The sequence below is a fragment of the Desulfuromusa ferrireducens genome (assembly GCF_055389805.1).
Genome location: NZ_AP042415.1, coordinates 1379966 through 1392081, shown reverse-complemented (window position 1 = coordinate 1392081; position 12116 = coordinate 1379966). Strand labels below are relative to the sequence as shown.

The following is a 12116-nucleotide window of genomic DNA, read 5'->3' as shown; positions in this document are numbered from 1 at the left end:
AGCTCCTCGGGAACCAGTGTTTATACTAAATTACAGTTACTTGGTATCAAGTAAATTGGCAACTACCGGTTGATGCATCTCAACAACCGCAACCTTGCTATTCATCTGATTAAGCATTTGCTCCATCGCCGGATTCATCTTCTCAAAGAAGGTATTTGGGTAAATACCGATCCAGAAGACGAACAGCAACAGTGGGGCCATAATGACAATCTCACGCATCGACAGGTCTTTCAAATTCTCGTTAGCCGGGTTGGTGATTTTGCCCATCATTACCCGCTGGTACATCCAGAGCATGTAGACAGCGGCGAAGATAACACCTGAGGTTGCAACAACTGCATACCAACGTAGGCCACCTTCAAAAGCGCCAACCAGAGCCATGAATTCACCAACGAAACCGTTTGTACCCGGCAAGCCGATGGAAGAGAACGTGATGATCAAGAAGATCGTGGCGAAAATTGGCATCTTGTGTGCCAAACCACCGAACTCGCTGATCAGACGGGTATGACGTCGCTCGTAAATGAAACCGACGATAAGGAACAGTGCGCCAGTCGAGATCCCGTGATTGACCATTTGGATCATGCCACCGGCCAAACCCTGCAGGTTCATCGCAAAGATACCGAGCATAACGAAGCCAAGGTGAGCAACTGATGAGTAAGCAACCAGCTTCTTGACGTCTTCCTGCATCATGGCGACGAGAGAACCATAGACAATGCCGATGACTGATAAGGTTGCTAACAGCGGGATGAAGGTCGGCAACGCATCAGGAAATAGTGGCATGGCGAAACGGACATAACCGTAAGTACCCATTTTCAACAGAACCGCTGCCAAGATAACCGAACCGGCAGTCGGTGCTTCGGTGTGTGCGTCAGGAAGCCACGTGTGCAGTGGGAACATCGGTACTTTAATGGCGAAACTTAGGCCAAAGGCCATGAACAACCAGTACTGTGCATTGTAGGGGAGATCCAGTTGGTAGAACTCCTGGATTCCAAACCCGTTCATCGGTGCGCCAGACTGTACCGCATAGTAGTAGACAAAGATAATCGCTACCAGCATCAGCAGTGAGCCGACCGCAGTGTAGATGAAGAACTTGACTGCCGCGTAGATACGGTTCTTACCGCCCCAGATACCGATCAGGAAGTACATCGGGATCAACATCAATTCCCAAAAGATGTAGAAGAGGAACAGGTCAAGGGAGACGAAAGCACCGAGCATGCCTGTTTCCAGCAGCAACAGTAACGCCATGAAGCCCTTGGTGTTCTTATCTACCGCTTTCCAGGTCGAAAGGACGGCAATCGGCATGATGAAAGTGGTCAACATTACCAGCCAGAGGCTGATACCATCGACACCCAGATTGTAGTTCATCTGGAAGTAGCCACCGATGTTGATCCACTCATGGAACTCTTTGTAATGCATTCCACCAGAGGTAGCGAATACATTATCAAAAGCCAACGGCAAGCTGATAACAAAAGTGATCAATGTGACAACCAGGGTGAAACCCTTAAGCAGTCCATCGTTGTCCCGAGGTAACAAGAGGATCAGTAACATCCCCAAGAGCGGGAAAAAAGTCATTATACTAAGAAGGTAATCGGCCATGTGGAATCGCTCCTTGTAACTTTATCGTATTCGCTGGCGTATCTAGTTAACCGAAGACGTAGAAACCGACGATCACAACGACGCCGATAACCATGGCCACTGCGTAGTTATGCAGGTAACCGGATTGGGTATACCGAAGACCGGAACCGATCCCCTTAACAACCCAGCCAACACCATTGACTACACCGTCAACAACTTTGACATCGAAACCACGCCAGAGGAAGGTTCCGATTTTCTTACAGGGATTGATGAACAGAAAGTCATACAGTTCATCGATGTACCATTTGTTGAAAATAACTTTGTGGACACCTGAAAACTTGGCAACAAACTTGCCTGGCAGTTCAGGGCTTTTGATGTACATAACCCAGGCAGCGAAGATACCAATAATGGCAACCGCAACTGAAATACCCATCAATGTGTACTCGGTGGCATGGGTACCATGAGCAACAATATTATTCAGTCTGAGTGACTCGCCAAAGACCGGGTCCAAGAAATGGTGGAAGTAATTAGCGCCACCCAATATCGCCGGAACACCAATGTAACCACCGACGACCGCTAACAGGCCAAGCACCATCAACGGGATGGTAATGGTCAACGGAGACTCAGGGATATGATCCTTAGCCCGAGCATCAGTCTTCTGCTCACCGAAGAAGGTCATGAAGACCAGACGGAACATGTAGAAGGCAGTCATCAAGGCGGCAGCAGCACCGACAGCCCATAACAACCAATGACCACGACTAGAACCGAAGGACCACCAGAGGATCTCATCTTTCGAGAAGAAACCGGAGAACAGCGGGATACCAGCAATCGCAATGGTAGAGACCAGGAAGGTGATAAAGGTAATCGGCATCTTCTTCCGCAGACCACCCATGTTGCGCATATCCTGCGGGTCATCATCCAGGTGGGCATGATGGTAACCATGATGCATCCCGTGGATAACCGAACCAGAACCGAGGAACAGACAGGCCTTGAAGAAGGCGTGCGTCATCAGGTGGAAGATACCGGCAGAGAAAGCACCAACTCCCATAGCCAGGAACATGTAACCCAGCTGTGAAACAGTGGAGTAAGCAAGTACTCGCTTGATATCGTTCTGCGCCAGACCGATGGTGGCGGCGAAAAATGCCGTTGCAGCACCGACAATAGCAATCGTCATCATCGTTGCGGGAGCCATGGCGAACAGCCCGTTCATCCGACCGATCATGTAAACACCAGCAGTAACCATGGTCGCCGCGTGGATCAGGGCAGAAACCGGGGTCGGACCTTCCATCGCATCTGGCAGCCAGGTGAACAGTGGGATCTGCGCTGACTTACCACAAGCACCGAGGAAGAAGCAGAGGGTTATAACTGTGACCATTAGGCCACCAGTCTCAAGTAAATGAGCATTCGCTGCTATCTCAACGAAATTAACCGTCCAAACACCATGACTTCCGAGTGCCCAGTAGAGAGTGAACAGCCCGCAAAGGAAACCGAAGTCACCAATCCGGTTGACAACGAATGCCTTTTTAGCGGCATCGCCAGCACTCTTCTTCTCTATGTAATACCCGATCAACAGGTAAGAACAGAGACCAACACCCTCCCAACCGACAAACATGACCAGAGCATTGTTGCCAAGCACCAACATCAACATGGCCCAGGCGAACAGGTTCAGGTAGCTGAAGAAGCGGTAGTAACCGACTTCACCATGCATGTAACCGATAGAATACAGGTGGATCAGGGTGCCGACACCAGTGACGACCAAAATCATTATGGCGGACAACGGGTCAAGCAAAAAGCCCCAATCGATCTGCAAATTGCCGACCGACATCCAGGAACCGAGAACCACCTGGTGGGTTTTTACATTATCCCCCAGCAGCCGGTAGAAATTCTGACAAGCGACCAAGAAGGAGCAAAACATCAGCAAGGTTGCAAGACCACCGATTATTTTCTCATTCTTGATCTTCTTACCGAGCAGGCCGTTGATTATCGACCCCACCAGCGGGAAGAACGGGATGAGCCACAGATTACTGTACATCAAACTCTCCTATTAGCTGAAATATCCGTAAAGGCGGATAACATCACCACTTAAGCATGTTGAAGTCGTCGACATCGATCGATTCTTTGTTTCTGTAGAATGCGATCATCAACGCTAAGCCAACAGCAGCTTCAGCTGCAGCAACTGTCATAACAAAGAAAACAAAGATCTGACCGTCCATATTGCCAACATGCCTGGACAGTGCGATGAAGGTCAGATTGACCGAGTTGAGCATCACCTCAATACACATGAAGATGACAATGGCATTTTTCCTCGTCAGCACCCCGTAGGTACCGATACTGAAGAGTATGGCGCTCAAAAGCAGGTAATGATGTACGCTAATCATGATCTATCTCCCAACCTTGACTCGGTTAAACTTTCCGTTTAGAGATGACAACGGCACCGATAATAGCGACTAACAGCAGGATCGAGGCGATCTCGAAGGGCAGCAGGAAGTCGGTAAACATCGCTTTACCGATCAACTCGGTGTGTCCATAGCTCTTAATCAGTTCGCTGGTAACCTCTCCGCCTGTTCCGGTTGCTTGACCGTTAGCAACAAAGCGGTTGGTCAGGAACAACATCAGAACAGCCAGAACACCACCGCCCATTAAACCGTGCTGGTAGCTGCCCTTGATGGCCGAACCCAGATTCAACAACATAATGACAAAGACGATCAAAACCATAATCGCTCCGGCATAAACCATGATCTGAATCGCAGCCATAAATGGTGCTTCAAGCATTACATAAAACACTGCCAGACACAGAAATGTCGTGACTAAACAGAGGGCACTGTTAACCGGATTTCGACACTTAGTGACGAAAAAAGCGGCAAGGATTGAGACCAGTGCGGTCAGATAAAAAAGGATGGCTTCCATGGATTCGCTGCTCCTTCTTACGACTTCAGAAGACGTTCTTTATCAAAGGTAAAATCATCCCGCTTGTAGTTAGCCAGTTCGTAAGCGTCAGTCATCTCGATCGCTTCAACCGGACAGGCCTCTACACAGTAGCCGCAAAAAATGCAACGCAGCAGGTCAATTTCGTAAACTTTCGGATACTTTTCTCCACTCTCATTTTCAGCCGACTCAACCGTAATGCACTTGGCGGGACAGACTGTCGGGCAGAGATAGCACGCAACACATTTCTCTCGATCCTGTGTCGGTACCAATCGATGCAGACCGCGGAATCGAGGTGCAATTTCGCAGCGCTCTTTCGGGTACTGTACCGTTGTGCAGTTACCCGGCATCAGGTACTTCAGCGTAATACTCAGGCCTTTGGCAAACTCTTTAAACATAACTAACCTCTACGCAACTTGTGGTTACTGCCAGAGAAGGACCGCGACACCTGTAAGCACGATGTTACCCAGTGCCAGGGGAAGCAGAATCTTCCAGCCCAAAGTCATCAGCTGGTCATACCGGAGACGAGGAAAGGTCGCCCGAATCCAGATGAAGAAGAACATGAAGGCAAACACTTTGCCCAGGAACCAAACAAACCCTGGCAAAACTGGACCGCCCCAACCACCCAAGAACAATGTTGCTGCAATGGCGGACACGGTAATCATGTTGGCATACTCAGCCATGAAGAAGAGTGCATATTTCATGGAGGAGTATTCAGTACAGAAACCAGAGACCAGTTCTGTCTCAGCTTCCGGCAAGTCAAATGGGGTCCGATTGATTTCAGCCATCGAACCGATCACGAAAATGCCGAACGCTAAAGGCTGGGAGAATATATACCAATTGGGAATAAAGCTTAGTGATTCAATCCCCCAAAGTGGTAATTGCTGAGCTGCCACGATACCGCGCATACTGAGTGTTTCTGACAGCATGAAGACAACGACAATCGACAAGCCCGCGGCTAATTCGTAAGAAATCATCTGCGCCGTAGAACGGATACCACCGAGCAGAGAATACTTACTGTTCGACGCTAAACCGGCAAGAACGATTCCGTAAACGCCCAGACCAGCCATCGCCAGGATGAACAAAACGCCGATGTTCAGATCGGTGATCTGCAAAGGAGCTGAGTAGAGCGTCCCATCGTAGGTAAATTGGAAATCACCACCGAAGGGGATAACTGCGATGGAGACAAAGGCAGGTGCCAGAATCATCATCGGAGCCAAGATAAATGCTAACCAGTGTGCCTGAGCCGGAATGATATCCTCTTTGAAAAAGAGCTTCAACCCGTCAGCAATAGGCTGCAACAGACCATTATAGCCGGTCATAGTCGGACCGCACCGGGTTTGCATCCGGCCGATTATCTTACGCTCACACCATGTAGCATAAGCAACGATCAACAGCGTCACGACAAACGCCACCACAATCTTCGCCAGCATGGCAACGGAGAAAAGTATCGGTGTGTTTGAGAGTGTCAAAACTTCTGGCGTCATGACCATCCTCTTCCTTGATGTCTAAGGCATTTCTGCCGAATCCAGCCGGTAGTAACTACCGACAAACCAAAAATATGTTACTTGACCGGCTCGACAGCAATGGCCGATTGACCACTGTAAACTCGATTCAACTCAAGTTCTGCAAAGTGATACGGAGCAAACATAACCCCTTGCGGTAAGCGACGGCCTACCTTGACCTTTGCCTTGAGCTCACCGCCTGCGGTCTTAAGCTTTAGCAGATCATCATCAACAAGACTCAGAGCCGCTGCATCTTCACGACCTAGTTCGATATACGGTTCAGGGATAACCGCCATCGGTCCCTTGGCATGAGTAGATACCGTCCCGCTGTGATACAGAGCGCTACCGACAACCAACTGATACTTGCTATCGAGGGCGGTTCCACCGGCAACCGGTACGAGCTGCTTGGTTTCCGGAGCAAGGATGTCCCCTCCCCAGACATAACCCTGTGGCCCAACCATGTCGAGAGTGACCATTTCGTAGCCAGGGGTTGCTGCTGCAAGCTCAGCAAATGCTGCTGCTGGATTTGCAGGAGCAGCTGCGCCAAGCGCTGAAAGAAGTTGCTGGAGAATGGCAAAATCAGACTGTGCGTCACCTTGCGAATTGATCCCTTTACGGACCTGCTGTATCCGCCGCTCAGCGTTAGTGAAGGTACCGTCCTTTTCAGCAAAGGAAACTGCCGGCAGGACAACATCTGCTTTGAGTGCCGTAGCAGACATAAACAGATCCTGAACAACCAAGAAGGAATTTTCTAACGCCTTCTCGACCAGAGTGCGATCCGGGTAGGAAACTAACGGATCCTCACCAACAACATACAAGGCCTTAAGATTCCCGGAACCAGCCTCAGCCAACATCTGCTGCGCACCAAGACCTTTTTCACCTGGAACAATGCCAAGGTCAATGGCACCCTGACTATTGGCTTTTTCACCGCAGAGGTACAAGCCCGAGCCTTCGCGTCCGGCAATACCGGTCAAAAGAGACAGGTTCGCTGCGGCAGTACCGAGCTCTTTACTGTTTGCGGTGTAAGGCAAACCATAAGCAAGGAGGATTGCTGCATTCTCAGCCGCTGCAAGTTCTCGTGCAGCCTGCTTGATGGCATCTGCCGACACGCCGGTAGTAGCGGAAACAGCGTCAGCCGAGAATTCTTTAAGGGCAGCTTTGAGATCGTCAAGACCCTCAAGACCCTCAGTCTTCGCCAGCCCCTCTTCCAACAGCACTGAACAGATGGCATTGAGAATGTTCAGTTCAAGGCCTGGCTTGTGCAGTAGCGTGCGCGCATCCGGCAAGTTCGTAAGCTTACCGCGTTTATCTGCAATAACCGTTAGTTTCGCCCCATTACGACGTATCGCCTGGTTAACGACCATGCCGAAAACCGGGTGTGTTTCGTAGAAATCGGACCGGATAGAGAGAATGGCATCGCAGTTTTCTACTTGTGGGAAGGTAGCTGTCGAAGCCTGAATCCCTAATGTTTTCTTAAGTCCCTCAGTTAGCCCCTGATAACACTCGCCACCGGAGTGATCGAGGTTGTCAGTTCCAAGCGCCTTGCTGAGATTTTTCAATAAAAACAGTTCTTCGTTGGTCAATCGTGCTCCGGAAATAATCCCGACAGCGTTACCTGCGGACTTAAATCCATCAACAACAGCCTGGATAGCTTCCGACCAACTGGCTTCAACGAGACTCCCGTCACGGCGTACCATCGGGGTCGTCAACTTATTCGGACTATTGACATATGAGACACCGAAACGACCGCGAATACAGAGATTACCGTCATTAACTCCGGTCTTATCGTTAAAGCGGATGGTCTGAACCTCATTGTCCTTGGTGCCGAGGGTCACGGTACAACCGTTACCGCAGTAGCCGCAGACAGAATCAACCTCTTTAATCTGCCAAGGACGAGCCTTGAACTTGAAAGGCCGCGGCAGAATGGCTCCGACAGGACACATCGAAACACATTGACCGCAGAACTCACAGTTCAGACCACGATCAAAGGCGGTCGCAATCTTGGTTTCGAAGCCTCGATTTATAAATGAGTAGGAACCGTAACCGACGATTTCATCACAGACGCGAACACATTTTCCGCAGAGAACGCAGCGGTTCATGTTTCTTTCTATCAGTGGGTTGATTTCATCAGTCGGCAGATCGAATTTCTCACCTTCGAAACGATTGGTAACAACTTCGTATTCGTAGGTCAGATCCTGCAGATCGCATTCTCCGCCTTTGTCACAGACTGGACAATCAACAACATGATTAACCAGCAGGAATTCAAGGACAGTCTTGCGAACCTTAACAATCTCATCCGACGTGGTGTTCACGACCATCCCCTCGGTTACCGGAGTCGTACAGGACGGTATCAATCGTCCCTTCATCTGCTCGACTTCAACGAGACAGACCCGACAAGCACCGTAAGGGAGTAGCTTTTTGGCATAACAGAGCACCGGAATAGAGATGCCAGCTTCCTTGGCAGCCTCGTAAATAGTGGCTGTTTTGCTGACCTTTATCTGTTTTCCGTCAATCGTAAGATTAACCATCTTAACCTCGTATCAACTCAAATACAGTGAGTGCGACTAATCGATCGCCATGAAGCGGCATGCATCGTAACAAGAAGTACATTTGGTGCACTTTTCAAGATCGATATAAGCCACTTTGCCCTTTTCCCATTCAATCGCGTCAACCGGACAAACCCGCGGACAAATCCCGCACTTCTTACATTTATCTTCTATGACACGGAAGTGCAGCAACGGCTTACAGCCATGGGAAGGACATTCACCTTCCTTGATGTGCGCCTCATATTCGTGCCGGAAGTAGCGTATCGTCGAGAGAACCGGGTTTGGTGCTGTCTGACCAAGACCACAGAGCGAACTCTTTTTGATGTCATAGGCCATATCCTGCAGCAACTCGATGTCGCCTTCCTGCCCCTTGCCCTCGGTAATCCGCTCGAGAATCTCGAGCATGATCTTCAGACCGATACGGCAGGGAATACACTTACCGCAGGACTCTACCCGGGTGAAGTTGAGGAAGAATCGTGCGATGTCGACCATGCAGGTGGTTTCGTCCATGACAACCAGACCACCGGAACCCATCATTGCGCCGGCCTTGATCAAGGAGTCATAATCAACTTCTGCATCAAGTGCTTCTGCCGGCAAACAACCACCGGAAGGGCCACCAGCCTGAACCGCCTTAAACTTACGGTTATTCTCTATACCACCACAGACATCGTAGATAACTTCTTTCATGGTGGTTCCGGCAGGAACCTCAACCAGCCCGGTATGCTTAACCTTACCGGTCAGGGCGAAGATCTTGGTGCCTTTGGTGCCTTCGGTACCGATGGAGCTATACCAGTCAGCGCCGTTGTAAAAGATATAAGCGACGTTGGCAAAGGTCTCAACGTTGTTAATATTGGTCGGTTTAGTCCACAAACCACGGACTGCCGGGAACGGCGGACGAGGTCGCGACATGCCACGATGTCCCTCAATCGAGGCCATCAGTGCGGTTTCTTCACCACAAACAAAGGCACCGGCGCCAGCTTTGATCCGCATATCGAGCTTGAAGCCCAAGCCCATGCAGTTCTCACCGAGGAAACCCTTTTCGTAACAGGTGTCGATCGCCAACTGCAGACGTTTGATCGCCAGCGGGTACTCTGCCCGCACATAGACATAGGCAAATTTACAGCCGATGGCGTAGGCACCGATCATCAGGCCCTCGATCAAACCGTAGGGGTCACCTTCGAGAACCGAGCGGTCCATAAAAGCACCTGGATCACCCTCATCAGCATTACAGATCAGATACTTTTCATCGCCGGGAGTCGCCTTACAGAAAGACCACTTGAGTCCGGTGGGGAAACCACCGCCCCCACGTCCACGCAAGCCAGATTTTTTGACTTCGTCGATGACTTCGTCCTGAGTCATGGTGACCGCTTTTTTGATCCCCGTAAAACCCTGGTTGTCTAGAAAGTCATCAAGACTTTCGGCATCGATGGTGCCGCAACGGTTAAAGATAATCCGTTGCTGCTTATCGAGGAACTTGGTGTAATAAGGACCAGCGACCTTCTTCGCGATCGGACCTTCACCCAGGATGTGCTCATCGACTATCTGCGGGACCAGTTCAGCAGTAACAAAATCGTAGGTTACCGGATCCTTACCAGGCAGACAGACATCGACCAGTACGTCGTTGGCGCAAAGACCGCGACAACCGGTACTGCTAACAGCACAAGCACTCCCGATTTGCGCCGCGACGCCCTTTTTTTCGAATTCTTCTTCGAAAGCAGAGACCACGTCTGCAGCTCCGGACGCCAAGCCACCAGTTCCAGTACAGATCAGTATTTTTAATTTTTCAGCAGTTTCGGACATAAATCTATCCTCAATACCAGCGCGGTTTAAATGGCGGAATCAGCCCATTGCCTTATATTTTTCAACAACCTCGTTCGTCTTCTGAACACTGATACTCCCGTAGGTCGCATCATTCACCATAATGACCGGAGCCATACCGCAGGCCCCGATACAAGCGACGTATTCAGCGGTAAACAAAAGGTCTTCGGTGGTTTCAGCATGACCAATACCGAGATTTTCTTTAACAGTGTCACCGATTCGACCAGCGCCCTTAACGTGACAGGCCGTACCCATACAGACGCGAATAATATACTTGCCACGCGGCTTAAGGTGGAACTGAGCATAGAAAGTAAGCACGCCGTAGATCTGACTGGCATAAACATTGAGGCGTTCGGCAACCAGATCCACAGTCGGCTCAGGAATATAGCCATACGCTTCCTGGATCGCCTGCAACACCGGCATCAGTGCGCCATGCATGTCTATGTACTTATCGATTACCTCATTGGCTGCGGTTAAATCGATTTCTTCTTCGATTTCTTCTTCGACCTGCTCTGCGGTTTCCGTCATGATGACCTCTTATCTGATCATTGCTTGAGGGTTAACGGTCGATTTCACCGAGAACGATGTCGAGCGTACCGATAACAGCGATAACATCAGCCAGCAACTTTCCTTCAACCATCTGTGGAAGGGCCTGTAGGTTGACAAAAGATGGCCCACGAATTCTCATCCGTAGTGGCATTGGCGAACCATCTGAAACCAGATAGTAGCCTAACTCACCCTTAGGAGCCTCAACACCCTGGTAAATCTCACCTGGTTCCGGCTTAAAACCTTCGGTAACGATTTTAAAGTGATGGATCAAACCCTCGATGGTATTAACCACATCCTGCTTTGGTGGCAAAACCACTTTCGGACAGTCAGCCAAAATCGGGCCAGACTTCAATTTATCCAAACCCTGCAGGATAATCCGAGCAGATTGAGCCATTTCGACGAGACGGCACGTATAACGGGCGAAAGTATCGCAATCCTGACTTACCGGGACGTCGAAATCATAGTCTTCGTAGCCACTGTAAGGATTGTCGCGACGCAGGTCCCAGTCAACGCCTGAAGCACGTAGCGACGGACCGGTAAGGCCGATATCGATAGCGGCTTCAGCACTGATGCAACCAACGCCCATAGTACGCTTCTGCCAGATCTTGTTACCGGTCAGCAAGCCTTCATATTCTTCAATATGAGCCGGCATTGATTCGGCAAAATCGCGGATATCCTTCTCCAACCCATCCGGGAAGTCAGCAGACAGGCCACCGACGCGGAAGTAGTTAGAGGTCATCCGTGCGCCAGACACCTTTTCGTAGATGTCCATAATATGCTCACGCTCACGGAAGGCGTAGATAAAGACCGTCATTGCCCCGATATCAAGTGCATGACACGCCAACCAGACCAAGTGACTCTTGATACGGGTCAATTCGGCCAGGACCACACGGATAGTCTTTGCTCTATCTGGAATCTCGTCAGTAATGCCGAGCAACTTCTCAACAGCTAGGACATAACCAAGGTTATTGCTCATCGGGGCCAGATAATCGAGACGGTCCGTCAATGGAATAATCTGATGATAAGTCCGGTGTTCGGAAAGCTTCTCTGTCCCGCGGTGCAGGAAACCAATGTGGGGAGTTGCCTTCTGCACAACCTCACCATCAAGCTCCAGGATCAACTGCAACACGCCGTGGGTCGACGGGTGCTGAGGTCCCATGTTGATGGTCATTGTTTCGGTGTTAACTGCCATTTTATGCCT

10 protein-coding genes are annotated in these 12116 nt (G+C 50.1%); all 10 read right to left on the bottom strand.

Annotated features, from left to right (window positions below):
- Positions 1-36: 36 nt before the first annotated feature.
- The 10 genes from ACZ5PT_RS06405 to nuoD all read right to left on the bottom strand — a co-directional run bounded on the left by ACZ5PT_RS06405 (position 37) and on the right by nuoD (position 12107).
- Positions 37-1593 (bottom strand): NADH-quinone oxidoreductase subunit M, encoded by a 1557-nt coding sequence (locus ACZ5PT_RS06405; RefSeq protein WP_464265981.1) that lies wholly within the window; start codon positions 1591-1593, stop codon positions 37-39.
- 46 nt (positions 1594-1639) lie between these two features.
- Positions 1640-3604, bottom strand: coding sequence for an NADH-quinone oxidoreductase subunit L (gene nuoL / locus ACZ5PT_RS06400; protein ID WP_464265980.1), 1965 nt, complete (start codon positions 3602-3604; stop codon positions 1640-1642).
- Between the two features lie 43 nt (positions 3605-3647).
- Positions 3648-3950 carry an NADH-quinone oxidoreductase subunit NuoK gene (gene nuoK, locus ACZ5PT_RS06395; RefSeq protein ID WP_464265979.1) on the bottom strand — a complete coding sequence of 101 codons (303 nt, stop codon included), beginning with the start codon at positions 3948-3950 and terminating at the stop codon, positions 3648-3650.
- 25 nt (positions 3951-3975) lie between these two features.
- Positions 3976-4479 carry an NADH-quinone oxidoreductase subunit J gene (locus ACZ5PT_RS06390; protein ID WP_464265978.1) on the bottom strand — a complete coding sequence of 168 codons (504 nt, stop codon included), beginning with the start codon at positions 4477-4479 and terminating at the stop codon, positions 3976-3978.
- Between the two features lie 17 nt (positions 4480-4496).
- Positions 4497-4895: an NADH-quinone oxidoreductase subunit NuoI gene (gene nuoI, locus ACZ5PT_RS06385; protein ID WP_464265977.1), complete on the bottom strand. Its 399-nt coding sequence runs from the start codon at positions 4893-4895 to the stop codon at positions 4497-4499.
- 24 nt (positions 4896-4919) lie between these two features.
- Complete coding sequence (gene nuoH, locus ACZ5PT_RS06380) at positions 4920-5984, bottom strand: NADH-quinone oxidoreductase subunit NuoH (RefSeq protein ID WP_464265976.1); 1065 nt, start codon at positions 5982-5984, stop codon at positions 4920-4922.
- 77 nt (positions 5985-6061) lie between these two features.
- Complete coding sequence (nuoG, locus tag ACZ5PT_RS06375; RefSeq protein ID WP_464265975.1) at positions 6062-8530, bottom strand: NADH-quinone oxidoreductase subunit NuoG; 2469 nt, start codon at positions 8528-8530, stop codon at positions 6062-6064.
- A 36-nt stretch (positions 8531-8566) separates the two neighbouring features.
- Positions 8567-10348: an NADH-quinone oxidoreductase subunit NuoF gene (nuoF, locus tag ACZ5PT_RS06370; RefSeq protein ID WP_464265974.1), complete on the bottom strand. Its 1782-nt coding sequence runs from the start codon at positions 10346-10348 to the stop codon at positions 8567-8569.
- A 39-nt stretch (positions 10349-10387) separates the two neighbouring features.
- Positions 10388-10894, bottom strand: a complete 507-nt coding sequence (nuoE, locus tag ACZ5PT_RS06365; RefSeq protein ID WP_464265973.1) for an NADH-quinone oxidoreductase subunit NuoE — start codon at positions 10892-10894, stop codon at positions 10388-10390.
- A gap of 31 nt (positions 10895-10925) precedes the next feature.
- Positions 10926-12107 carry an NADH dehydrogenase (quinone) subunit D gene (gene nuoD, locus ACZ5PT_RS06360; protein WP_464265972.1) on the bottom strand — a complete coding sequence of 394 codons (1182 nt, stop codon included), beginning with the start codon at positions 12105-12107 and terminating at the stop codon, positions 10926-10928.
- Positions 12108-12116: the final 9 nt, after the last annotated feature.

Excerpts from the sequence above, each read along its gene's own strand:
- nuoF (WP_464265974.1), bottom strand. The coding sequence starts at position 10,348 with ATGTCCGAAACTGCTGAAAAATTAAAAATACTGATCTGTACTGGAACT.
- nuoD (WP_464265972.1), bottom strand. The coding sequence starts at position 12,107 with ATGGCAGTTAACACCGAAACAATGACCATCAACATGGGACCTCAGCAC.
- ACZ5PT_RS06405 (WP_464265981.1), bottom strand. The coding sequence starts at position 1,593 with ATGGCCGATTACCTTCTTAGTATAATGACTTTTTTCCCGCTCTTGGGG.
- nuoK (WP_464265979.1), bottom strand. The coding sequence starts at position 3,950 with ATGATTAGCGTACATCATTACCTGCTTTTGAGCGCCATACTCTTCAGT.
- ACZ5PT_RS06390 (WP_464265978.1), bottom strand. The coding sequence starts at position 4,479 with ATGGAAGCCATCCTTTTTTATCTGACCGCACTGGTCTCAATCCTTGCC.
- nuoI (WP_464265977.1), bottom strand. The coding sequence starts at position 4,895 with ATGTTTAAAGAGTTTGCCAAAGGCCTGAGTATTACGCTGAAGTACCTG.
- nuoE (WP_464265973.1), bottom strand. The coding sequence starts at position 10,894 with ATGACGGAAACCGCAGAGCAGGTCGAAGAAGAAATCGAAGAAGAAATC.
- nuoL (WP_464265980.1), bottom strand. The coding sequence starts at position 3,604 with ATGTACAGTAATCTGTGGCTCATCCCGTTCTTCCCGCTGGTGGGGTCG.
- nuoH (WP_464265976.1), bottom strand. The coding sequence starts at position 5,984 with ATGACGCCAGAAGTTTTGACACTCTCAAACACACCGATACTTTTCTCC.
- nuoG (WP_464265975.1), bottom strand. The coding sequence starts at position 8,530 with ATGGTTAATCTTACGATTGACGGAAAACAGATAAAGGTCAGCAAAACA.